The organism is Micromonospora sp. NPDC005087 (assembly GCF_042872965.1).
GTDB lineage: Bacteria > Actinomycetota > Actinomycetes > Mycobacteriales > Micromonosporaceae > Micromonospora.
Genome location: NZ_JBIALB010000012.1, coordinates 183,426 through 205,072, shown reverse-complemented (window position 1 = coordinate 205,072; position 21,647 = coordinate 183,426). Strand labels below are relative to the sequence as shown.

General features: G+C 70.8%; 21 protein-coding genes and 2 pseudogenes. 18 read left to right on the top strand and 5 right to left on the bottom strand.

Going from position 1 to position 21,647, the window contains the following annotated elements; all coding sequences use genetic code 11:
• Positions 1–6: 6 nt before the first annotated feature.
• From ACFYPS_RS25780 to ACFYPS_RS25730, 11 genes are all read left to right on the top strand, one after another.
• Positions 7–1,134 (top strand): ABC transporter ATP-binding protein, encoded by a 1,128-nt coding sequence (locus ACFYPS_RS25780; protein WP_387327633.1) that lies wholly within the window; start codon positions 7–9, stop codon positions 1,132–1,134.
• Between the two features lie 65 nt (positions 1,135–1,199).
• On the top strand, positions 1,200–2,369 hold the full coding sequence (locus tag ACFYPS_RS25775; protein WP_387327630.1) for an acyl-CoA dehydrogenase family protein: 1,170 nt from the start codon (positions 1,200–1,202) through the stop codon (positions 2,367–2,369).
• On the top strand, positions 2,366–4,465 hold the full coding sequence (locus tag ACFYPS_RS25770) for an acetate--CoA ligase family protein (protein ID WP_387327628.1): 2,100 nt from the start codon (positions 2,366–2,368) through the stop codon (positions 4,463–4,465). Before ACFYPS_RS25775 ends, ACFYPS_RS25770 begins: the two co-directional genes overlap by 4 nt.
• Entirely contained in the window at positions 4,462–5,271 is an 810-nt protein-coding gene (locus tag ACFYPS_RS25765; RefSeq protein ID WP_387327625.1) for an SDR family oxidoreductase, read from the top strand. The genes ACFYPS_RS25770 and ACFYPS_RS25765 overlap by 4 nt, the downstream gene beginning before the upstream one ends.
• Before the next feature lie 12 nt (positions 5,272–5,283).
• Positions 5,284–6,894, top strand: coding sequence for a 5-guanidino-2-oxopentanoate decarboxylase (locus tag ACFYPS_RS25760; RefSeq protein WP_387327622.1), 1,611 nt, complete (start codon positions 5,284–5,286; stop codon positions 6,892–6,894).
• The gene (locus ACFYPS_RS25755; protein WP_387327619.1) at positions 6,891–8,066 is read left to right on the top strand and encodes a Glu/Leu/Phe/Val dehydrogenase dimerization domain-containing protein; all 1,176 of its coding nucleotides are present in this window, start codon (positions 6,891–6,893) and stop codon (positions 8,064–8,066) included. The genes ACFYPS_RS25760 and ACFYPS_RS25755 overlap by 4 nt, the downstream gene beginning before the upstream one ends.
• Entirely contained in the window at positions 8,063–9,493 is a 1,431-nt protein-coding gene (locus tag ACFYPS_RS25750) for an aldehyde dehydrogenase family protein (RefSeq protein ID WP_387327616.1), read from the top strand. Before ACFYPS_RS25755 ends, ACFYPS_RS25750 begins: the two co-directional genes overlap by 4 nt.
• Positions 9,490–10,479, top strand: coding sequence for a DMT family transporter (locus ACFYPS_RS25745; RefSeq protein WP_387327614.1), 990 nt, complete (start codon positions 9,490–9,492; stop codon positions 10,477–10,479). Before ACFYPS_RS25750 ends, ACFYPS_RS25745 begins: the two co-directional genes overlap by 4 nt.
• 172 nt (positions 10,480–10,651) lie before the next feature.
• Positions 10,652–11,167 carry a SigE family RNA polymerase sigma factor gene (locus ACFYPS_RS25740; protein ID WP_387327611.1) on the top strand — a complete coding sequence of 172 codons (516 nt, stop codon included), beginning with the start codon at positions 10,652–10,654 and terminating at the stop codon, positions 11,165–11,167.
• Positions 11,164–12,333 (top strand): hypothetical protein, encoded by a 1,170-nt coding sequence (locus ACFYPS_RS25735; RefSeq protein ID WP_387327608.1) that lies wholly within the window; start codon positions 11,164–11,166, stop codon positions 12,331–12,333. Before ACFYPS_RS25740 ends, ACFYPS_RS25735 begins: the two co-directional genes overlap by 4 nt.
• A gap of 112 nt (positions 12,334–12,445) precedes the next feature.
• Positions 12,446–12,805, top strand: coding sequence for a hypothetical protein (locus ACFYPS_RS25730; protein WP_387327605.1), 360 nt, complete (start codon positions 12,446–12,448; stop codon positions 12,803–12,805).
• Between the two features lie 36 nt (positions 12,806–12,841).
• On the opposite strand, the pseudogene ACFYPS_RS25725 reads toward ACFYPS_RS25730, so the two are convergent.
• A pseudogene (locus tag ACFYPS_RS25725) lies at positions 12,842–13,078 on the bottom strand (SAM-dependent methyltransferase); the annotation flags it as partial.
• Between the two features lie 115 nt (positions 13,079–13,193).
• Here ACFYPS_RS25725 and ACFYPS_RS25720 point away from each other — a divergent pair.
• Positions 13,194–13,583: a RidA family protein gene (locus tag ACFYPS_RS25720; protein ID WP_354965771.1), complete on the top strand. Its 390-nt coding sequence runs from the start codon at positions 13,194–13,196 to the stop codon at positions 13,581–13,583.
• Between the two features lie 234 nt (positions 13,584–13,817).
• On the opposite strand, the gene ACFYPS_RS25715 is transcribed toward ACFYPS_RS25720, so the two are convergent.
• Positions 13,818–14,531, bottom strand: a complete 714-nt coding sequence (locus ACFYPS_RS25715; RefSeq protein WP_354965770.1) for a hypothetical protein — start codon at positions 14,529–14,531, stop codon at positions 13,818–13,820.
• A 216-nt stretch (positions 14,532–14,747) separates the two neighbouring features.
• Between ACFYPS_RS25715 and ACFYPS_RS25710 the strand changes: the two genes are divergently transcribed.
• The 4 genes from ACFYPS_RS25710 (at position 14,748) to ACFYPS_RS25695 (ending at position 17,649) form a co-directional block, all read left to right on the top strand.
• On the top strand, positions 14,748–15,833 hold the full coding sequence (locus ACFYPS_RS25710) for a hypothetical protein (RefSeq protein WP_387327602.1): 1,086 nt from the start codon (positions 14,748–14,750) through the stop codon (positions 15,831–15,833).
• 109 nt (positions 15,834–15,942) lie between these two features.
• A complete protein-coding gene (locus ACFYPS_RS25705) occupies positions 15,943–16,710 on the top strand; it encodes a hypothetical protein (RefSeq protein ID WP_387327599.1) in 768 nt (255 codons plus the stop codon).
• Positions 16,711–16,747: 37 nt separating this feature from the next.
• Positions 16,748–17,146, top strand: coding sequence for a VOC family protein (locus ACFYPS_RS25700; RefSeq protein WP_354965767.1), 399 nt, complete (start codon positions 16,748–16,750; stop codon positions 17,144–17,146).
• Between the two features lie 59 nt (positions 17,147–17,205).
• On the top strand, positions 17,206–17,649 hold the full coding sequence (locus ACFYPS_RS25695; RefSeq protein ID WP_387327595.1) for an OsmC family protein: 444 nt from the start codon (positions 17,206–17,208) through the stop codon (positions 17,647–17,649).
• Positions 17,650–17,716: 67 nt separating this feature from the next.
• On the opposite strand, the gene ACFYPS_RS25690 is transcribed toward ACFYPS_RS25695, so the two are convergent.
• Positions 17,717–18,280, bottom strand: a complete 564-nt coding sequence (locus tag ACFYPS_RS25690; protein ID WP_387327592.1) for a TetR/AcrR family transcriptional regulator — start codon at positions 18,278–18,280, stop codon at positions 17,717–17,719.
• A gap of 101 nt (positions 18,281–18,381) precedes the next feature.
• Here ACFYPS_RS25690 and ACFYPS_RS25685 point away from each other — a divergent pair, with 101 nt between their 5' ends.
• A complete protein-coding gene (locus ACFYPS_RS25685; protein ID WP_387327589.1) occupies positions 18,382–19,329 on the top strand; it encodes an NADP-dependent oxidoreductase in 948 nt (315 codons plus the stop codon).
• A gap of 52 nt (positions 19,330–19,381) precedes the next feature.
• On the opposite strand, the pseudogene ACFYPS_RS25680 reads toward ACFYPS_RS25685, so the two are convergent.
• A pseudogene (locus ACFYPS_RS25680) lies at positions 19,382–19,659 on the bottom strand (hypothetical protein); the annotation flags it as partial.
• A gap of 147 nt (positions 19,660–19,806) precedes the next feature.
• Entirely contained in the window at positions 19,807–20,523 is a 717-nt protein-coding gene (locus ACFYPS_RS25675; RefSeq protein ID WP_387327586.1) for a TetR/AcrR family transcriptional regulator, read from the bottom strand.
• Between the two features lie 114 nt (positions 20,524–20,637).
• On the opposite strand from ACFYPS_RS25675, the gene ACFYPS_RS25670 reads away from it, so the two are divergent.
• Positions 20,638–21,621 (top strand): NAD(P)-dependent alcohol dehydrogenase, encoded by a 984-nt coding sequence (locus ACFYPS_RS25670; RefSeq protein ID WP_387327583.1) that lies wholly within the window; start codon positions 20,638–20,640, stop codon positions 21,619–21,621.
• Positions 21,622–21,647 lie beyond the last annotated feature (26 nt).

Genomic DNA, 21,647 nt, shown 5'->3' with positions numbered 1-21,647 from the left:
CACGCCATGAACAATCAGCTCGCAGAACTCGGCGGCGCAGGGACATCCATCGACATCGTCAACGTGGTCAAGCGCTACAGCGGCATGACCGCGGTCGACGACGTGAGCCTGCACGTGCGGCCCGGCGAGTTCCTCACTCTGCTCGGCGCGAGCGGGTCCGGGAAGTCGACGCTGCTCAACATCATCGCCGGCTTCATCGACGCCGACGCGGGGCGCATCCAGGTGGACGGCCGCGACCTCACCAGAGTGCCCTCACACAAGCGCAATCTCGGCATGGTGTTCCAGCACTACGCGCTGTTCCCGCACATGTCGGTCTTCGACAACGTCGCCTTCCCGCTGCGCCGCCGCCGGACGGTGGGCCGCAGCGAGGTTGTCCGACGGGTGCAGCAGGCCCTTGAGGTGGTGGAACTCGGCCACCTGGGCAAGCGGCGGCCCGCCCAACTGTCCGGCGGGCAGCAGCAGCGGGTGGCCCTGGCCCGTGCCATCGTCTTCCAGCCGCAGGCGCTGCTGATGGACGAACCGCTCGGCGCGCTCGACAAGCGGCTACGCGAACAGCTCCAGCTTGAGATCAAACGACTGCACCGGGAGCTGGGCACCACCGTCGTCTTCGTCACCCACGATCAGGAGGAGGCGCTGGCGATGTCCGACCGGATCGCGGTCCTGCGCGACGGCGCGCTGGTCCAGGTCGGCACACCCGAAGAGCTGTACGAGCGGCCGTCCAGCCGCTACGCCGCGGAGTTCCTCGGCGAGTCGAACATATTCGCCGGCCACAGTGACGGGCAGAAGTTCGTCGACGAGGCCTCGAAGGCGGTGTTCGCCATCGCGGACACGGCCCGCAGCGGCTCCGCGCTCGTCGTGCGGCCCGAGCACGTGCAGCTTGCCGAGCCCGGCACCGATCTGCCCGCCGAGGACAACGCCGTCGACGGGGTCGTCCGCGACGTGGTCTACCTCGGCAGCGGGCTGCGCGTCGAGATCACCCTTCCGGACGGTCGGAACCTGGTGGCCCGCGCCGCCACCCGGGGGCGGTTCACCCCGCAGCCCGGCCTTGCGGTGCTCGCCCACTGGCATCGCGAGCATTCGCTCGTCGTCCAGGACGACATCAATGGCGGGGACCGCGCCGCAAGCGTCAACTGACCTGGTCCCGTACGTCGACGGCCCTACCTGGGAGGGCCGTCCGCTGAACCCTGCAAGGAGGCACCATGACCCGCAGCATCCGTGACGGCATCGAACTGAGCGAGGAGCAGCGCGAGTTCGTCGCGCTCGCCCGTGACTTCGCCGAGCGGGAGATCCGCCCTCGTGCCCGTGAGGTCGACGAGGCCGACACCGAGTCCCCGCTCGACCTGTGGGCCAAGGCGGCCAGGGTCGGCCTGGCCTCGTACATGCTGCCGGCCGAGTACGGCGGCGGCGGTATCAGCGACCTGGTCACCCAGTGCCTGGTACAGCAGGAACTGTGTTACGGCGACATCGGCATCGGCAACTTCCTGACGTCCAGCGCGTTCTTCGCCGGGCCGGTACTGGAACTGGGCAACGAGGAGCAGCGCAAGCGTTGGCTCACCCCACTCGCCAGTCAGCAGCCGCCGGTCACCGCGGTCGCGGTCACCGAGCCCGGTGTCGGGTCCGACTCCGCCGCCATCCAGACACGGGCGGTGCGCGACGGCGACCACTACGTCCTCAACGGCCAGAAGACCTGGATCTCCAACGCCCCCTACGCGCAGTGGATCGTGGTGTTCGCGACCGTCGACCCCGCGCTGCGGGCGAGAGGCGTGACCGCCTTCCTCGTCGAGCGGGACACGCCCGGCGTCGCCATCGGAAATCCGATGAAGAAGCTGGGTCAGCGGGGCATCGTCAACGCCGAAATCTTCCTCGACAACGTGCGGGTACCCGTCGGGCACCGGCTCGGCGCGGAGGGCAAGGGTTTCTACGGCCTGATGCGTACGTTCGACGCGTCCCGCATTCTGATCGGCGCCGGTGCGACCGGGCTGTCCCGGGCCGCGCTCGACGCGACGATCACGTACGCCCACGAGCGCGTCCAGTTCGGTAAGCCGATCATCGAGCACCAGGCCGTGGCGTTCCGGATCGCGGACATGGCCGCCCGGACGGACATCTCGCACCTGGTCACGATGCGAGCCGCCCGGCTGTTCGACGCTGGCGAGCACGTGGCGGCGGAATCGGCGATCGCGAAGGTCACCGCCTCGGAGAACACCACCTGGGTCACCAACGCCGCACTGCAGACCCACGGCGGCTGGGGCTACTCACGTGAGTACCTGGTGGAGAAATGGCTGCGCGACGCGAAGCTGGAGGAACTCGAGGAGGGCACCTCCGACATCCAGCGGCTGATCATCTCCCGCTCCCTGGCGCAGAAGAAATGAGCGCCTCGCTGTCGGTCTTCTCCGATCCCCGCTGCGTGGCCGTGGTCGGTGCCTCCGGCGACCCGGCGAAGTGGGGTTACTGGCTCGCTCGGGGCGCGATGCGTGGCGCCGACCGCCGCTCGGTGTACCTGGTGAACGGGAAGTCCCCGACGATTGAGGGAGTTCAGTCCTACGCTTCGCTGCGCGACCTGCCGGAGCCTCCGGAACTCGTGGTGCTGTGCGCGCCCGCGGCCAGCATCCCGGCCGTGGTCGACGAGGCGCTGGCGCTGGGGGCCACAGGGTTCCTCGGTATCACCGCCGGGATCGATGCCGTACACGGCGAACCGGGCCTCGAACGCCGGCTGGCGGCCCGCATCCGCGCGGCAGGGGCCCGGCTGGTCGGCCCGAACTGCCTCGGCCTCTACGACGCCGAACACCAGCTCGAGCTCGCCTGGGGCAGCTTTCACCCCGGCAGCCTCGGCATCGTCTCCCAGTCCGGGCAGCTCGGTCTGGAGATCGCCGGCCTGGCCGCGCACGCCGGCCTCGGCGTCTCCCGATTCGTCTCGGTCGGCAACCAGGTCGACGTCACCGCGGCAGACCTGCTCGAAGACCTCGTCGACCATCAGCCGACCAAGGCGGTCGTGCTGTACCTGGAGAGCTTCGCCTCCGGGCGGGACCTCGTCGCCACCATGGCCCGGCTGCGCGCGGCCGGCAAACCGGTCGTGGTGCTCACCGTGGGTACCAGCGAGGCCAGCCGGATCGCGGCCCGCTCGCACACCGGAGCGCTGACCGTGTCGACCGACGTGGTTGCCGCCGCCTGCCGTGCCGCCGGAGCACTGCTCGTCGAGACCCCGGCGCAGGCCATCGACCTCGCGCATCTGCTCGTGGGCAGCCCGCTGCCGCGCGGCCACCGGGTCGCCGTCGTGAGCGACAGCGGCGGTCAGGGCGCCCTAGCCGCGGACATCCTGTGCCGCGAAGGGCTCACGGTGCCGCGATTGTCCCCGGCTCTCTCCGACGCGCTCGCGGCAGTCCTGCCAGCCGCCGCGGCATTGGCCAACCCCGTGGACCTGGCCGGCGCCGGCGAGCAGGACCTGGACACCTATTCCCGGATTGTCGAGATGCTACTGGCCAGCGACGAGGTCGACGCCGTGGTGTTGTCCGGCTACTTCGGGTCGTACGGCTCGGACACCCCCGCACTGGTGGACCGGGAACTCGAGGTCGTCGAGATGCTGGCCGATTCGGTCCGCCGCCACGAACGGCCGGTCGTCGTGCACAGCATGAGCCATGACTCCGAAGCCGTGCAGTCCATGCGCGCTCAGGCGGTGCCCACGCTGCACACCATCGACGGGGTGGCCCGCTCCCTGGGACTCGCCGCCAACCTCTTCGACCGCGTCCCTGACCAGCTCAGGGAGGCCGCGCCCGCCGCCGTGACGGTGGGCGAGGCCGCGCTCTACCTCGACGGACGCGATCGCATCGCCCGGCACGGCGTGCCGTACCCGAGGGCGTCGGCCGTCGCGTCGGCGGACCACCTCCGCGTCGCCGCGGCGGCGATGACCGGGCCCTTCGTGCTCAAGGCTGACTGGCTGGAGCACAAATCCGACGTCGGGGGCGTCGTCGTCGGACTGGCCGACGGCGAAGCGGCCGTCGGCGCGTTCACCGACATGTCCGGACGACTGGGTGCCGGCGGCTACGTACTCGAGGAAATGGACGTCCGGCCCGACGTGGTCGAACTGATCGTCGGCGCCCGACGCGATCGGTCCTTCGGTCCGCTCGTGCTGGTCGGGCTCGGCGGCGTGCAGGCTGAGCTGTACCGCGACGTGCAACTCGCCCTGGCGCCGGTCAGCGAGGGGCAGGCCAAGCGGATGCTCGAATCCCTGCGCGCCTACCCGATGCTGCAGGGCTGGCGGGGCCGCCCGCCGGTCGACGTCGACGCCGCCGCCCGGGTTGTCGCCGCCGTGTCCCGCCTGCTCGCCGAGGAACCAGACGTGGTGGAGTGCGAGATCAACCCGTTGCGGATAGCCCCCGACGGCGCTCTGGCGGTGGATGCTCTGGTGCTCACCGCGCTCCCCAGTGACGACGTGGCACCCGATCCGGTACTGACAGGAGCAAACCAATGATCGGCACATCGCCGTACAACGAATTCGTTGGCAAGGTCGCGCTGGTCACCGGCGGCGGTTCCGGCATCGGCCGGGCGATTGCCCTGCGGTACGCCGCCGGCGGTGGCGAGGTCGTGGTGCTCGGGCGCCGCCGCGAGCCGCTGGAGGAGACCGCCCGGATGGCCGAGAAGTACGGCGTCCAGGCCGGTGTGGCCTGCTGCGACGTGCGCGACCCCGATGCCGTGACCGCGGCGGTGGACCGGGTGGTGACCGACCACGGGCGACTGGACGCCCTGGTGAACAACGCGGCGGGCAACTTCGTCTGCCCGGCGGAGAATCTGTCGCCCAACGGCTGGCGAGCGGTGGTGGACATCGTCCTCAACGGCACCTTCTACTGCACTCGCGCCGCGGCCGCGCACATGCTGGCGGCGGGCGGTGGAGCGGTCCTCAACGTGATCGCCAGCTACGCCTGGCACGGCCATCCCGGCACCGTGCACAGCGCCGCGGCGAAAGGCGGCGTCCTCGCCATGACCCGCACCCTCGCCGCCGAGTGGGGCGCCCGCGGGATCCGGGTCAACTGCATCGCGCCGGGCCCCACGGAGACCGAAGGCGCCGGCGCGGCACTGTGGCCAACGGCCGAGGACCGGGCCCGGGTGCTCGGCAGCGTGCCGGCGGGTCGGTTCACCAGGCCGGAGGAGGTTGCCGAGTCCGCCGCGTTCCTCCTCGACGAGCGGCGCGCGGGCTACGTGACCGGCGACGTGCTCTCCGTCGACGGCGGCCAGTGGCTCGGCAAGGTCGTGTACGCCAACTCCTCCGCCGGGCGGTAGACCATGACGCAGATGACCGGTGGTCAGGCGCTCGTCGCCGCCCTCGTCGCCCACGGCGTCGACACCGTGTTCGGCATCCCGGGCACCCACAACCTGGAGATCTACCGCCACCTCGCCGAGCAGGGGGTACGGCACATTAGCCACCGCCACGAGCAGGGCGCGGGCTACGCCGCCGACGGTTACGCCCGTACCACCGGCCGGCCGGGGGTGGCTGTCGTGACCAGCGGCCCGGCGGTGCTCAACGCGGCCGCCGCGGTCGGCCAGGCCTACTCCGACTCAGTGCCGGTGCTGCTGGTGTCGCCCGGCCTGCCGTTACGCCATCCGGGCCTCGGCAACGGACTCCTGCACGAGACCAGGGACCAGGGTGCCGCGTTGGCCGCGGTGGCCGCCGCGAGCATCCGGGCCGCCAGCGTCGCCGAGATCCCGATCGCGGTCGCCCAGGCGTTCGCCACCATGACGGCGGGTCGACCCCGACCCGTGCACCTTGAGGTGCCGCTCGACGTCCTCTCCGAGACCGGCGCGGTGGACATTCCCCGGCCCGTGCAGGTGCCCCGGCCGGCCCCGCTGGCCGAACAGATCACCGCCGCGGCGCACCGGCTGGCCGCGGCGCACCGACCGGTCATCCTCGCCGGCGGTGGTGCACGTCGGGCGGGGGAGGAGGTGCGACTGCTCGCCGAACGCCTCGGCGCTCCGGTGGTCACCACTACCAACGGTAAGGGAGTGCTGGCCGAGGACCACCCTCTCGCGCTCGGCGCCGGGATACACCTGCCGTCGGTGCGTGACCTGGTGGCCGAGTCCGACGCGGTACTCGCCGTCGGTACCGAGCTCGCACCCTCGGACCTGTGGAACGGTCCCCTACCGCTCAACGGCCGGCTGATCCGGGTCGATATCGATCCGGTCGGCGCGGTCACCAACGCCGTACCGGACATCGTCCTGATCGCGGACGCGGCGCCCGCGGTGCGTGCGCTGCTGGCGGCTCTCCCGGCGACCAGCACCGCCCCGGCGGCCGTCGAAACCGCCCGCCGGTGGCGGCAGCGCAAGCTCAAGGAGGCGCGGACCGAGGGAGCGGAATGGCTACCGGTCATTGAGGCGCTCGCCGCCGCGCTGCCCCGTGACGCGGTGGTCAGCGCCGACAGCGCGATGGTCTGCTACTACGGCGCGCTGGCCAACCTACCGACCTACCGGCCCTCGTCGTTCCTGTACCCGACCGGATACGGCACCCTCGGCTACGGGCTTCCCGCCGCGGTTGGGGCCAAGGTCGGACACCCGGACCGGCCGGTCGTCGCCCTGCTCGGCGACGGCGGCGTCATGTTCACCGTCGCCGAGCTCGCCACCGCCGCCGCCCTCGGCCTGCCGCTGCCGGTCGTCGTCGTCGACAACAGCGGCTACGGCGAGATCCGCAACGAGATGGTCGATCGCGGTGATCCGGTGCACGCGGTCACGTTCACCGCACCGGACTTCGCCGCCCTCGGCCGTGCCCTCGGCTGCCACGGGGTCACCCTCGACGACCCCGGCACGCTGACCGCCGCGGTCCGCGAGGCCCTCGCCGCCGACCGGCCCACGGTGATCCACCTCAAGCACCACGACCCCGCCGCCATCGCCTCCGAAGGACCACTCGCATGAGCTCGCTACTCGAGATCACCTGGACAGACCCCGTCACGTCGCGGAAAGGCTACGTGGTGATCGACACCCTGATCCGCGGCCTGGCCAGCGGCGGCCTGCGGCTGCGCGACGGCTGCACCCTCGACGAGGTTCGCGGCCTGGCCCAGGGCATGACCCGCAAGGAGTCGCTGGTCTACGACCCGGCCGACCGCTACCTCCCGCTGGGCGGGGGTAAGGGCGGTATCGACATCGACCCCGGCGACCCGGAGGCACCCGAGGTTCTACGCCGGTTCCTCGCCGCGGTACGTCCGATCGTCAAGGAGCAGTGGAACACCGGCGAGGACTTCGGGCTACGCCAGGAGACCCTCGACAAGGTCGCCGCCGATCTCGGTCTGGCCTCCACCGTGGAGGCCGTGTTCGCCATCCTCCCGGATGCCGACGCCGCACGGCAGCGGCTGGCCGAGGCGTTCGCCGTCAACGTGGACGGCCTCTGCCTGGCCGACCTGGTCGGCGGGTACGGTGTCGCCCAGGCGTGCCTGGTGACCGCCGAACGCATGGGCCTGGACCATGAGCGGGTGACCGCCGTGGTGCAGGGCTTCGGCTCGATCGGCGGTGCGGTCGCCCGTTATCTGGCCGCCGCAGGGGTCCGGGTCATCGCGGTGGCGGACCGGGACGGGCTGATCCGCAACGACGCCGGCCTGGACGTCGAACTGCTCCTTGGCGCCCGCGACGGTCTCGGCGTGATCGACCGGGCGGTGCTTCGCCCGGAGGACCGCACCGGCCCGCGTGAGGCCTGGCTCGACGTCCCGTGCGACCTGCTGGTCCCGGCGGCGATGTCGTACGTCATCACCGAGGCCGACACATCCCGCATCACGGCCAGGGTGGTGGTCGAGGGTGCGAACATGCCCACCCTCCCGGAGGCGGAGGCCGCCCTGGTGACACGGGGCATCCCGGTCGTCCCCGACTTTTTGGCGAACGTGATGACCAACGCGTGGTGGTGGTGGATCGTCTTCGGTGACATCGAGCCGACCGCCGCCTCGTCCTACTCGAAGATCGACAGCACCATGCGCCGGCTGGTCGAGGCCGTCAGCGTCGAGGCCGATCGCACCGGCCGCACCCTGCGTGCATGTGCCCTGCAACTGGCGCGGCGCAATGCCGAGGCGGTGACCGAGCGCGCCGGAGTGACCGGGTGAGCCGCGCGGAGTGGCACCGGGCGGAGGTGTTCGTCGGTGGCCGTTGGCGGCCCACGCGTGACGGACGGACCGTCGCGGTCGACAACCCGGCGAGCGAAGAGCCCATCGGCGCCGCCGCGGATGCCGGCGTGGGTGAGGTCGACGATGCGGTCGCCGCGGCCACGGCGGCTTTCGTCGACTGGTCGACCAGACCGGTCGACGAGCGGGTAGACCTGCTCACCAGCTGGCTGAAGGTGCTCGATGCGCGGCGGGACCTGCTGGTCGAAACCACGATCGCCGAGGTCGGCGCGCCCCGGACGGTCGCCGAGCAGGCGCACGTCGACAGCGGCCTCGCGGTTCTGTCGGGCTACCTGACCGCGGCGCCGGACGTGGTGTGGCAGGAGCGGGTAGGCAACTCGCTGGTGCTGCGGGAAGCGGCCGGGGTCGCCGCGTGCATCACCCCGTGGAACTACCCGCTCTACCAGGTGCTGGCCAAGGTCGGTGGTGCACTCGTGGCGGGCAGCACCGTCGTACTCAAACCCGCGGAGCTGACCCCGCTGTCGGCGTACCTGCTTGCCGACGCCGCCGCGGACGCTGGCCTGCCACCCGGCGTGTTCAACCTGGTGCCCGGGGCGGGTCGGGTGGTGGGGGAGGCCCTGGCCGGCCATCCCGGAATCGACGTGCTGTCCTTCACCGGGTCGACCGCTGTCGGCGCCCGCGTGTCGGCGCTGGCCGCACCCACCATCAAGCGGGTCTGCCTCGAGCTGGGCGGGAAGTCGGCGAGCGTCGTACTGCCCGGTGCGGACCTGGCCACCGCCGTGACGGCCACCGTCGAGTCCGCGATGCTGAACTCCGGCCAGACCTGTAGCGCCTGGTCGCGGCTGCTGGTGCCGGCCGACCTGCTGGCCGATGCGGTCGTCGTGGCCGGGCAGGCCACGGCGCGCCTCGTCGTGGGAGACCCGACCGCCGCCGCCACGGCCATCGGACCGGTCGTCTCGGCCGCCCAGCGGGACACCGTCCTGGGTTTCGTGGCCCGGGCAGTCGAAGCCGGTGCGGTCGTCGCCGCGGGCGGGCACGCGCGACCCGACGGCCTCGACCGGGGCCACTACGTGCGGCCCACGGTGCTCACCAACGTGCGGCCCGACGCGGAGATCGTCCTCGAGGAGGTGTTCGGCCCGGTCCTCACTGTGCAGGGGTACGACAGCGAGGCCGAGGCCCTGGCGATGGCCAACGCCACGACGTACGGCCTCGCCGGGGCGGTGTGGGCCGCCGACGAGGACCGCGCGCTCGCCTTCGCTCGTCGCATGCGAACCGGCCAGGTCGACATCAACGGCGGGACCTTCAACCCTGTCGCGCCGTTCGGTGGCTACCGCAGGTCCGGCAACGGCCGGGAGTTGGGCCGGTGGGGCATCGAGGAGTTCCTGGAGACCAAGTCGGTGCAATGGTGACAGCGCAGGCGGTCACGCCCGGACCGCCGCACCGACGAGCACTCAGCTCCGCAGCGCTGGCGCTGGTCGGGGTCACCGTGATCTGGGGCTCCACGTTCTCGTTGTCGAAGGACCTGCTCACCCGGATCGCGGTCACCGACTACCTCGCGCTGCGCTTTCTGCTCGCCGCGCTGGTGGTGGGGTTGGTACGCCCGAGGGCCATCCTGCGGCTGGACCGGCGTGGCGCCCTGATCGGCATCGCGCTGGGCCTGGTCTACTGCGCCGGCCAACTGCTGCAGTTCGTCGGCCTGAAGCACACCGCCGCGACCGTCTCGGCCTTCGTCGTGTCCATGTACGTCGTGTTCACGCCGCTGCTCGGCGCGCTGCTGCTGCGGGTACGCCCGGACCGGCTGACCGTGCTGGCAACCGTTGTGGCTACGGCCGGAGTGGCGGCGATGTCGTTACGGGGCTACGCCTTGGGCTTCGGTGAGGTGCTCACCATGGTGGCGGCACTGCTGTACGCCGTCCACATCCTCGCCCTCGGCCACTGGACGTCGGCGGGTACGGCCTACCCGCTCACCTTCGTGCAGCTGCTCACCATGGGAGTCTGCTTTCTGGCGATCGGGGCGGCGGACGGCCTGCACGGCCCACAGTGGGGCGACCTGCTGTCGTTCCTCTACCTGTCAGTCGTCGCCGGAGCGGTCGCGATGCTGGTGCAGACGTGGGCGCAGGCGCACGTGTCCGCGGCCCGGGCGGCGGTGCTGATGGTGCTGGAACCGGTGTGGGCGGCGTTCTTCGGGTTCGCGCTGTGGGGCGAGACCCTCGACCTACGCGGCGTCGCCGGCGGGTCCCTGGTACTGGTCGCGATGCTGTTTGTGGTGACGACCCGTCGACCGGCGCCGGGACCGCCGGCAGCGTCCATGTTCTCGTCGCGACGGCGACCGGGCGCTGCCCGCGCGCCTCGTCAGACACCGCCGGGGCGGCAGCTGGAAGGTAGGAGACCATGACGGGCCAGGCCACTGTCGCACCCGCCCGCAATCTGCGACCGCCGCCAGGGGACGAAACCTGACCGACGTGGTTTCCCGACCGCCACCGAGGGCTGATCGTGGTTCGAACTTCGGCGTGGACGCAACCTGGTGGTCGCCCGGACCCGTCGAGCTTGCGGAGGAGGGAGCCTCGATGGTGGATGCCGAGCATGAGTTCGTGGAGTACGTGTCAGCGCGACTGCCGAGCCTGCATCGGACCGCGTTTCTGATGTGCGGCGACGCGCATCTGGCGGACGACGTGGTACAGCAGACGATCACGGCGTTGTACGTGAACTGGCGGCGGGTGAGCCGGGCCGACAACGTCGACGCGTACGTGCACCGGATGCTGGTCCACAAGCTCGTCGACGAGAAGCGGTTGGGCTGGGCGAAGGTCCAGCTGCTGGGGTCGGTGCCAGCTCCAGAGCGCCCGCCGGTCACCCCGCAGGACGAGCTGGCCGAGCGGGACAGCCTCGTCGCCGCGCTCGCCCACCTCCCCCGGGGCCAGCGCACCGTGCTGGTCCTGCGGTTCCTGCGCGACCTGTCGCTGGCGGACACAGCCGCCGCGATGGGCTGCTCCGAAGGCAACGTGAAGTCGCAGACGGCTCGGGCGCTGGCAGCGGTCCGCCAGGTGCTCGACGTCACCGAGATGTCCGGGAGGAACGCAAGATGACCACGTTGGACGACCAACGAATCGCCGAACTGCTGCGATCGGCGCCGGTTCCCGAGCCGAGGGTTGACGTCGGCCGCGCCATCCGCGACGGCCGGCGTCGCCGCCAGCGCCGCCGCGTCGGCGGGATCGCCGCAGTATCGGTGCTGGCCGGGCTCGGCGTCGTCGGCGCGGTCCAGCTCACCGGGGCCGTCGGTGGGCCGGCTCCGACCACGCCGGCCCTCGCGGACTCACCGGCCGGGACCAGGTCGACCGCTCCGGTCTCACCGGTCACCTGCGAGGCGTCGTGGTTGCCGCAGCCGATCGACGGTTCGGTCGCGGTGGCGAACGGCGTCGACCCCACCGGCCGGTACATCGTCGGCGACATCGGCACCGGGCGGGAGGACGGGCGGGTCGTCCGGTGGACCGACGGCCGGGCAGGCGTCCTGCCGGCCGGGGCGCGGCACGCGGCCGCGGTCAACGCTGACGGCGTCGTGGTCGGCACCAACGGCGACGGCACCGGTTGGGTCTACCGGGATGGAAAGCTGCGCTTCCTGGCCACCCCACCCGGCTACCACGCGGTCCTCGTGCACGCGGTCAACGGCCGGGGCGACATCGCCGGCACCGCCAGCGGAGCCGGCGACTCGCACCACGCCGTGCTGTGGTCGGTGGACCGCCCGCAGGAGTACCGACTCGTCGGACGGCCGGGATCCACCGCGACCGGCATCACCGAGGACGGCACTGTCGTAGGCGCGATGGGCCAACTGCCCTACCGGTGGACGCCGCAGGGCCGCGGGGCGGCGCTCGCGGTGCCCGACGGCTACCCGCGCGCATCGGTCGACTCGGCGCACGGCGAATGGGCGATCGGCATGGTTCCGGGCGGGCAGCAGGGCGGCGCCGTGCAGATGCTGCCGGTACGTTGGAATCTCACGACCGGGGCGGTGAACCTGCTGCCGTTCCCCGGGGCGGCCGGCATCGCCGGCAACGGCGACCTGCTGGTCGGCGACGGCGCACCGCTGGTCGTCGCCCCGGACGGCACGTCCCGCCGGTTGCCGGGTCGGCCCGAGGTCCGGGCGACCGAGGCGGGCACGTACACGGCCAATGGGATCAGCGACGACGGTCTGACCGTGGTCGGCGCGGTCTACGAGAACCAGGTGTACCGGCCGCTGGTGTGGCGCTGCCACCGCTGAAGGTCGCGCGCTCGGTCCCTGCCGCTGGCACTGGTGTCGGCTGCGGCGGCCGGGGACCGAGCACGCCTGGCACCACCTGTGGCAGCATCGGGTGGACGAAGAAGGAGCATGCATGGCACCGGGGCGAGTGTTGGTGATTGGTCTCGATCCCGTCCGGATTCCTGGCTGGGATCCTGAACCGGTCGTAGCGGCGATCGCGCGCGGCCAGGCCCGTTTCGCTGATCATGGCATCGAGGCCGACATGTGCCTGGTGGTACCCGACGAGAACGCCGAGGGAGCGATCGTTGAGGCTCTGACCGGGAAGGACTACGCCTGCGTGGTGGTGGGGGGCGGTATCCGCAAGCATGAGCCTCTGCTCGAGTTCTTCGAGAAGGTGGTCAACCTTGTTCGGCAGCACGCGCCCCGGGCGGCCATCGCCTTCAACAGCAGCCCTGAGGACACTGCCGATGCCGCACTGCGGTGGCTGCGGTAGGCAACGCGTGGAGTAGTTCGAGGCGATCCGCTCGGCTCAGCCTTCGGTGGCGATGGCAGCGATGGCGGCGTGCGGCCGATGAGTGCCGTCGGCGGGCCGGTGCAGGCGCTCAACTTCGGTGAAGCCGGCGCGCGTCAGTCGCTCGGAGAGCTCGTCGACGGGCCAGCGATAGGCGGTCACGACCTTGTGGTCGAAGGCCGCGACCTCGTCACCGTCGAAGAAGCCCAGCACCAACGTTCCGGACGGGGCCATGGCTCGCCCGAACCTGCTCAATGGTCACCGGGTGACTATAGGAACCATCTCGGATGCGCGCCGAGGGGTACCGTCGTGTGCTGCCCCGGGGCACAGCTGCCTCGCCCCCCTGTGCCGGTCACCTAGTGTTCGGCGCATGACAGAGCGACGTTCCATCCTCAGCGGCTCGACGTTCGAGGAGCAGATCGGCTATGCCCGCGCCGTGGTCGATGGCGACTGGGTGCATGTGTCCGGGACGACCGGCTTCGACTACGCCACCATGACGATTTCCGACGACGTGGTGGAGCAGGCCGAGCAGTGCCTGCGCAACATAGATGCCGCGCTGACCGAGGCGAAGTGCACCTTCGCCGATGTGGTCCGGGTGCGCTATCTGCTGCCCGAACGGGCCGACTTCGAGCCCTGCTGGCCGACCTTGCGTCGCGCCTTCGGCGAGGTCCGGCCAGCCGCCACGATGCTCGTGTGCGGCCTCGCCGACCCTCGGATGAAGATCGAAATCGAGGTGTACGCACGGCGAGCCACCACGTAGCGGCCCGCGCACCAGGCCTGGGGGAACGGGAGGCGTCGTCGAAGTGTCCGACCAGCCCATCCACGAGCAGGCGGCGGGACGCTCCGCGGAACGTTGGCTCCACCGGCCGCTGGTCCTGCACCGGCCCAGATTAGTGCTCAACAATGTCTGACGAGGTCAGCGAGTTGGACCAATTCACGGCACGATTCAGCTGATCGGCGGTGCTCCGCCTTGGCCCCTTCTGGGAAGCGGAGGTCAGACCAGGAGGCGCTCTCGCATCTTCGCACCCAGGTTGATCGCACCTACCACCCGAGGGCCGGTCGGGTCATGAACGTCGAGGGTGTTGTTGCGGCGCATCAGCTCACGGACCGGAGGTGGCAGCCGGGGAGGGTCGTCCATGGTTGCGAGGACCTGCCCGGCGGTCGAGATCAGTCGATCGGCCAGGGCGGCGGCGTCGGTGTCCACCCGCACCCGCCCGTACTCCCAACCGGCGGTGGTGAGGTCGAGCACCTCGAACACGCGGGTCACGAGTGGGTTCGGGTCGGTCACCCGGTCGAGCCGCCCCGCATGGTCGCCGACGACGGCGACCGCGGCGGCCACCTGCGCGTACGGGTGGAAGCCGCACGGCAACGCGAACAGTGGCCACCGCAGGGCCGGGCCGGCCTCCTTCCACAGCGGCCGGGAGTTCCGGCGGTGCACCAGGAGCCGCCGGCCCGTCCGGCGGTGTATGTCGTGGGCCTGGGCCTGCAGGTCCGCATGGGCCTCGTCGGCGACCTGGCTCACGATCCGGGCTGCCACCACCAAGCCGTCGTCGCCCTTCAGCAGTGCGGTGACCGCTTCGACCTGCTCGGAAAACCGGATCTGCGCGTGGGCGCCGTACCGGTACTGGACGTCCCGTAGCAGCGCCTGCTGCCGCTCGGGATCAAGCTGGACCCGCCCGCCGCCCAGCAACCGCCGCAGCCACCGCATTTCGCCTCGTTTCAGCAGAGCCGTCCCGGACCGCGGCAATGCTAGTGCCTCGGGCCTCCCTCGCATTGGGACGGGGTGGGATGAATGGTCTCTGACCATGTTGGCGGTGTACGCCCGCCCGGCCGGCGAGCTCGTGACCTGCACGGGGCGTATGACCCTGTCTCTGAGCACGGCTACCTAGGCGCCGTGCCGTCCCGTCGTGCGAGGGTGGTGGTCATGCGTCGACTGCTACCGCAGCTGCTGATCGTGCTCGCTGTTGCCGTGGCCTGCGCCGGGCCGAATGCCCAGCCGGGTCGTCCGGACCGGTCGGCCGCAGAGCCAGCGCCCACCTCGCTGCTCGCCGACGGCAGCGTCCCGTGGGCTGACCTGAAGATCACGGCGGAGGACCTCAACGGGCGCCCGGCCGGACCACGGGTCCCGGCAGCCGCAAGCAAGCCGTGCCGGGCGCAGCAGCTGTCCGGCCGACTCGTCCGCTGGACGCGGCCCGGAAACGGCGGTGAGACACCCCGCGGCAGGGATGCCGCCATCGGCAAGCTCATCGGAGAGGTGGACGTGCGGAACTCGTCGAAGGTCGAGTGCACGTTGCAGGGTGAAGTGCCCACCACCATGTTCGCTGACGGCCGTGAAATTCCCATGCTCTACGAGCACGGCATCAACGGCGAGGCTCGGGCCCGGGTGGTCGCCGTGCCTGCCGGTGGCCACGCCAGCTTGCGCCTGGACTGGTCCGGGCCGTTCTGCCAACCGACTGACGGGGCGCTGGAGCTTGCGATCCAGGTGCCGGACGGCGGCGGCACGTTACGCGCACCCATCACCGCGGACGACCGCCCCGGCTGCCAGCAGGGCGAGGGGGTCAATCCCAACGCGCGGGCGACGCTGTACGTGAGCGGGTTCACCGAGCCGGTCGCGGCGTCGAGGCCTCCATCCTCGCCGCTCGACGAGCTCACCGTCACTGTCGCGGGGCCGCCAGCCGCCGCGGCCGGGTCGCGGCTCACCTTCCGCGTGACACTCGGCAACCCGACCGGTGGCCCGCTCGCGCTGGACCCTTGTCCGGGCTATCTGATGGAACGCTTCTCCCTCGGCGATGCGACGAATGAGGCCGTGAACACGTCTCAGCTGTACCGGCTGAACTGCCGTCCGCTGACCAAGATCCCCGCCGGGGGCACCGCCGTGTTCGAAATGGTCGCCGAGGTGCCGGCCTCCATGCACCCGGGGCGGGAGCTGACGGTCACGTGGAAGCTCTACCTGCCGCACTACGTGCAGCGCGGCAACCAGGTCGGCGCCTTCAGCCTCAAAGTCGCCTGAGCACGGGTGAACGCGCCGGCAGGGAACGAGGCCGACCCGACGGTGCGGGACCAGGTGGATTGATCGACAAATGCCGTTGCACTGCGACAGCCGCATACCATGTGTGGTTATGACACGTCGAGCCGCGATGGCCGGCATTCTCGCGGGAACACTGCTTCTTCTGGGTTACTCGGCTGGCCCGCGGACGGGAAGCGAACCCGCCCCGGTGCCGACCGTCAACGTTGAGGCCGCCACGACGGCCAAGGCGATCGACCTGCTGCGGGCAGGTACGAAGTTCATCGATCACACGAGCTTTCGCGTCGACGTCGACATCGCGAGTCAGGTCACGTCACTGCTGCACGCCGACAACGTCAACAAGCGCGCCGACGCCACGCTCTCGACGTTCGGCCGGATCACCGAGATCCGGATGATCGACAACGACGTCTACATGAAGACCGACGTGGACCTGCCGGGTGTCGGCCACGAATGGATGACCCTCGACCCGGCCCGGGTGCCGTCAGCCTTCGCCCTGAGCTTCGCCCCAGGCAAGAACGACCCCGGCGGCTCGGCCCGCCTCATCAACGCGATCGTCACCGCACGAGCAGACGGCTCGCACATCACCGGGACGATCGACGTGACCCGGATCGGCGCCGGCAACGGGATCAACTTCAACCCCGGCCCTGGTGGCACGTTTCCCGACAGCGTGCGCAGCCACGCGTTCCGCGCAACGCTGGACACCGAGGGTCGGCTGGTCAGTTTCCTGATCCCAGCCGCCAGCGGGATGCCGAACGCGTCCCTTCGCTACAGCGACTTCGGCGCGGCCATCGACGTCACGCGGCCGCGAGGCGCGGTCGCCGCCCCCGACGCCCTGTATCCCCAGCTGGGCATGGGCGGCTGACCGTCGGCCCGGCTCCGCGGGTGTGGGAAGGTGGCTCATGCCCTTGAACAGGTACCACCTCAGAGCTTCGGTCGCCGTGTCCGACATACGAAAGGCGGTCGCCTTCTACGAAGGCAAACTGGGCCTCCAGGCGCTGCGGTCCGGCCCCAGTGCCACCATCGCCGATGGCAGCCGTGTCTATGGGTCTGGTGGCGGGCCGGCGCTGAACGTGTACCAGTCGGTCACTGCCGGGAAGACCTCGGCGACGCTCGCGACGTGGTACGTCGACGACATCGACCAGATTGTTGACGAGCTCACCTCGGCCGGCGTCGAGTTCACGCGCTACGACCAGTTCGCACACGACGCCAAGGGGATCACCGCTCGGGCCGGCGGTGGACGTATCGCGTGGTTCCAGGACCCGGACGGCAACACCTTCGCGCTCGAAGCCGACGTCTGACTCCTTCCCAGCGCAGGCCGGTGGCTCGGGGGACCAGGAGGGTTGGGTAGTTTCCTGTCATGAGTGACGACACCTTCCGCTCGGTGGAGATCGAGCGCACCGGTCTGGGGAACTACGTCGCCCGGAACATCCGCGGCGGTTCGCTGTCGATGGGCACGGGCGAGGACGCCAGCTTCACGCCGGTGGAACTGCTGCTGGCTGCCATCGGCGGCTGCACCGCGGTGGACGTGGACCACATCACCAGCCGCCGCGCCGAGCCGACCCGGTTCTCCGTCGACGTCACGGGCGACAAGATCCGGGATGAGGCCGGAGGAAACCGGATGCAGAACCTCAGGGTCGAGTTCACCGTGACGTTCCCGGTGGGCGAGGACGGCGACAGGGCCCGCGAGGCGCTGCCCCGGTCGTTGCAGCAGTCGCACGAACGGTTGTGCACCGTCTCCCGTACCGTCGAACTTGGCACTCCCGTCTCGATCGTCGAGGCTGCCGGACCCGACGAGGAGTGAGGTTTCCGGGCGGACGAGCGGACGTCCGTTCCTCACGTCACCCGAGCCACGCGACGCAGCGCAGGTGTCAGTTCGGAGCGCGCAGCCCCGCTAGCACCAGTCTGCCCAGCCGTCGAATCAACACTGCGCTTCTCTCCGGCGGCAGAGCCCGGAAGGACGCGATCGCCAGGAGGCCAGCCCGGACGTCGTCGACCGTGACACCTTCGCGGAGAACTCCCGCGGCGTGTGCCCGTCCGACGAGCGTTTCGAAGGCTGCTGAATGCTCTTTCCGTTCCCGTCTGAACGCGAGCCCGGCTTCGTGTGATCCGAGCAGCGCCTCGTTGAGCCCTCGGTCCTGTACCTGTCGGTCCGCGAACCGCAGAATCGTGCCGGAGAGCGCCCGCCACGGGTCCGGGTCTGCCAGCGCCTGACGCATCTCGGCACCGCACACGGCGACCCGCTCGGAGAGCACCGCCGTGATGAGGTCCGCCCGGGTCGGGAAATGCCGGTAGACGGTCGCGATGCCAACCGACGAACGGCGAGCCACCTCCCGGACGGGTACCTCGAGCCCACCCTCGGCGAACGCTTCGCGCGCCGCGGTCACGACGCGTTCGCGGTTGGCCCGAGCGTCCGAGCGCTCGATCCGAGACATCCGTTGTCCCTGCTCTCTCACCTCGACCGCATCTGGAACACCTGCTCCGTTTCGTCGTTACGGTACTGCGGAGCCGGACCCTCCGGCCAGGGAAGGAAGCGGTGTTCGCACTTCAGTTCCATCAGTTTGGCGGCCCCGAGGTTCTCCAGGTGGGTAGCGCCGACATGCCTCACCCCGGCGCTGGCGAGATCCGCGTGCGGGTCAGAGCGGGCGGACTCTCGCCGGTCGATCTCGGCCTCCGGTCCGGGGCCACCCCGATGAGCACACGATTGTCGCTACCACACATTTCGGGCGTCGACGCGGCCGGAGTCGTCGACGCGGTCGGACCGGGTGTCACGGGTGTCGGCGTGGGCGACGACGTGTTCGGCACGGTGAACGTCGCCCGGCTCGGCGGCGCCCACGCCGAATTCGCGGTACTGCGGCTCTGGGCGCACAAGCCTGCCTCGATGCCGTGGGCACAGGCCGGAGCCGCAGGATCGAGCATCGAAACCGCCACCCGGGCCCTCGACCTCCTCGACCTGCGGGACGGAATGACCATCGTCGTCGACGGTGCCGCCGGCGGTGTCGGCAGTGTCGCCGTGCAACTCGCCGCCGCACGCGGCGCGCACGTCATCGGGACCGGACGGTCCGACAACCACGCCTTCATCACCGAGTTGGGCGCCACCCCGACCACGTACGGCCCGGGACTTGCGCACCGCATCCCCGCACTCGGCGTGACCAGGGTCGACCGCGCTCTCGACATCGCCGGGGCGGGCTCGCTCCCGGAACTGATCGAGATCACCGGGACACCCGAGAAGGTGGTGACCCTCGCCGACTTCGGCGCGGCCCGGCACAACGTCCGCATCTCGACCGGACAGCTCGGAGGCCAACCCGACGGACGCCACGGCCTTGCCGAGGCGGCGGCACTGTTCGCTGAGGGCCGCTTCCGGATGCCGATCGAGGCCGTGTTCACCCTCGATCAGGCTGCCGCCGCGCATACCGCCGCAGGCGAAGGCTCCCGCCGCGGCAAGATCGCCATCATCGTCAGCGACGACCGGGCGGACATCTGACGATCCGCAGGCGGCGGACGAGATCACGGGCTGTCGCCGACTTCGACAGACCCTAACGGGCTGGCAGCGGTGCGACCGGACGGACCGAGGTGAACTGGGCGTGCTCGTACCGGTGCCGGAAAGCAGCAATAGCCACTCGTCGCAGCCCTGCCACGGGTAGAGGTCGGCGGTGCCGCCGCGCACGGTCCGGTGCCCGTCGCCGGTGCGTGGTCGGGCGTCCGCGGGCGCGCCCGCGAAACCGGGGATCCATACGTCGGCGCAGATCTCACTCGCCGAGCCGAACGCGGCCAGGCCGAACGCGTTCTCCCCGGCCGCCGTCCGTTCCTCATCGCACAAGCGCCGAACGCTAGCAACTCGACCGCCGACCGTACCGTGCGTGCACGGGTCGGCCGCCGGCTCGATTGGGGGAGTGGGCTGGGCGCGGCAGGGGTGGGCTGAATGGTCCGGGTGGCAGGACCGCCACCACTGGCCGACGGCTCAGCGAGGCCGGCGTGGCGATGCCCAGCCCTGCTGTTGCAGCCGTTCGATGCCGTCGAGGAGCAGGTCGAGCGCGAACTCGAACTCGAACTGGTCGTCACAGCCCTGCCCGAGGACGGACGCGTCGTCGTGGGACGCCGCCATGGCGATCTCCGCGACGTGTGGGAATCTGGCCGCGATCTCCGGGGGCAGGGCCGCCGGTGGCTCCGGGGTGGTCGTGCCGGACCGGCCGGCGCGCCGGGCGGCGTCGAACAGCTCCTGGCTGAAGCCCAGGATCCGGCTACCCATCGCGTGCATGACGTGGTGCGCGAGGTCGACGGAGAACCCGCCGGCCCGGAACGTTCCGATCATCGAGTCGAGGTAGGACAGGATGGCCGGCGTCGCCATGTTCCGTGACTCGATCGCGAGCGGCGCCCAGGGGTGGCGCTGCAGCACCTGCCGCGCCGAGAGGATGCGCTGGCGGACGGTGAGCTTCCAGTCGGCGTCGGGCACGGGCGGGTCGATCTCGCCTACGACGACGTCGATCATGCCGTCGAGCAGTTCGTCTTTGTTGGCCACGTGCTTGTAGAGGGCCATCGGCACGACGCCCAGTTCCTGAGCGAGGTTGCGCATGCTGAGGGATTCGATCCCGGCCCCGTCGGCGAGCGCGACGGCGGCGTGCAGGACCCGGTCCCTGCTCAGCGGCGTCCGGCGCAGCGTCTCAGCCTGCTCAGCCATCTCGCTCCTCATCGTTCGGCGGCCGATTGAACCATAATCCTCTTGACAGGTGTACGGCGTACACCTACCTTGTTTCTAAGGGTGTACGCCGTACACTCGGGGAAGGGGAGCAAGATGAAGGCGATCGTTCAAGACCGCTACGGCCCGCCGGAGACGCTCACGCTCGCGGAGGTGGACGCGCCGGTCCCTGCCGCCGACGAAGTGCTCGTGCGGGTGGAGGCCGCCGCGCTCAACGCGTACGACTGGCATGCCATGCGTGGTGACCCCCGGATGGCGCGGCTGGCCATGGGCCGATCAAGGCCCCGAGCACGCATCCGCGGCCGCGACTTCGCCGGCCGGGTCGAGGCCGTCGGCAAGCAGGTTCGCCAGGTGCGCCCGGGTGACGCCGTCTTCGGCGACCTCGGTGACGCCAACGGCGCGTTCGCCGAGTACGTGTGCGTACCCGAGACCCTTGTCGCGCCGCAGCCGGCGAACCTGACGCCGCAGCAGGCGGCCGCCCTGCCACTGGCCGGCATCACCGCGCTCATGGGCCTGAGCGGTGTCGGGCAGGTCGAGTCGGGCCACCGCGTTCTCATCAACGGGGCCTCCGGCGGCGTCGGCACCATGGCCGTCCAACTGGCCAAGACGCTCGGAGCGACCGTGACCGGTGTGTGCAGCACCCGCAACGTCGACCTGGTCCGCTCCCTCGGCGCCGACCACGTCGTCGACTACACCCAGGACGACTTCACCCGCGACATCCGCCGCTACGACGTCGTGTTCGACCTGGTCGGCAACCGCTCACTCACCGCGCTCCGGCGGGTGCTGACCCCGACCGGGACGCTGGTGCTCTCCGGCGGCGGCGTGTACCGCGGCGGGAGCCTCATCGGACCGGTCAAGCTCATCGCGCGGGGGCGGCTGCTGGCACCCTTCGTCCGACACCGCATCGTCATCCTCACGGCGGCACCCAGCCGGCAGCACCTCGACACGCTCCGCGCGCACGCCGAGACCGGCCGCCTCACCCCGGTCATCGACCGCACCTATCCGCTGCACGAGGTGCCCCAGGCCATGCGATACCTCGAAGGTGAACACGCGCGGGCGAAAGTCGTCATCACCGTCTGACGTGCGCGCCGGCGGGCATCGACGGG

Excerpts from the sequence above, each read along its gene's own strand:
- ACFYPS_RS25780 (WP_387327633.1), top strand. The coding sequence starts at position 7 with ATGAACAATCAGCTCGCAGAACTCGGCGGCGCAGGGACATCCATCGAC.
- ACFYPS_RS25775 (WP_387327630.1), top strand. The coding sequence starts at position 1,200 with ATGACCCGCAGCATCCGTGACGGCATCGAACTGAGCGAGGAGCAGCGC.
- ACFYPS_RS25770 (WP_387327628.1), top strand. The coding sequence starts at position 2,366 with ATGAGCGCCTCGCTGTCGGTCTTCTCCGATCCCCGCTGCGTGGCCGTG.
- ACFYPS_RS25765 (WP_387327625.1), top strand. The coding sequence starts at position 4,462 with ATGATCGGCACATCGCCGTACAACGAATTCGTTGGCAAGGTCGCGCTG.
- ACFYPS_RS25760 (WP_387327622.1), top strand. The coding sequence starts at position 5,284 with ATGACCGGTGGTCAGGCGCTCGTCGCCGCCCTCGTCGCCCACGGCGTC.
- ACFYPS_RS25755 (WP_387327619.1), top strand. The coding sequence starts at position 6,891 with ATGAGCTCGCTACTCGAGATCACCTGGACAGACCCCGTCACGTCGCGG.
- ACFYPS_RS25740 (WP_387327611.1), top strand. The coding sequence starts at position 10,652 with ATGGTGGATGCCGAGCATGAGTTCGTGGAGTACGTGTCAGCGCGACTG.
- ACFYPS_RS25735 (WP_387327608.1), top strand. The coding sequence starts at position 11,164 with ATGACCACGTTGGACGACCAACGAATCGCCGAACTGCTGCGATCGGCG.
- ACFYPS_RS25730 (WP_387327605.1), top strand. The coding sequence starts at position 12,446 with ATGGCACCGGGGCGAGTGTTGGTGATTGGTCTCGATCCCGTCCGGATT.
- ACFYPS_RS25720 (WP_354965771.1), top strand. The coding sequence starts at position 13,194 with ATGACAGAGCGACGTTCCATCCTCAGCGGCTCGACGTTCGAGGAGCAG.
- ACFYPS_RS25715 (WP_354965770.1), bottom strand. The coding sequence starts at position 14,531 with ATGCGGTGGCTGCGGCGGTTGCTGGGCGGCGGGCGGGTCCAGCTTGAT.
- ACFYPS_RS25710 (WP_387327602.1), top strand. The coding sequence starts at position 14,748 with ATGCGTCGACTGCTACCGCAGCTGCTGATCGTGCTCGCTGTTGCCGTG.
- ACFYPS_RS25705 (WP_387327599.1), top strand. The coding sequence starts at position 15,943 with ATGACACGTCGAGCCGCGATGGCCGGCATTCTCGCGGGAACACTGCTT.
- ACFYPS_RS25700 (WP_354965767.1), top strand. The coding sequence starts at position 16,748 with ATGCCCTTGAACAGGTACCACCTCAGAGCTTCGGTCGCCGTGTCCGAC.
- ACFYPS_RS25695 (WP_387327595.1), top strand. The coding sequence starts at position 17,206 with ATGAGTGACGACACCTTCCGCTCGGTGGAGATCGAGCGCACCGGTCTG.
- ACFYPS_RS25690 (WP_387327592.1), bottom strand. The coding sequence starts at position 18,280 with ATGTCTCGGATCGAGCGCTCGGACGCTCGGGCCAACCGCGAACGCGTC.
- ACFYPS_RS25675 (WP_387327586.1), bottom strand. The coding sequence starts at position 20,523 with ATGGCTGAGCAGGCTGAGACGCTGCGCCGGACGCCGCTGAGCAGGGAC.
- ACFYPS_RS25670 (WP_387327583.1), top strand. The coding sequence starts at position 20,638 with ATGAAGGCGATCGTTCAAGACCGCTACGGCCCGCCGGAGACGCTCACG.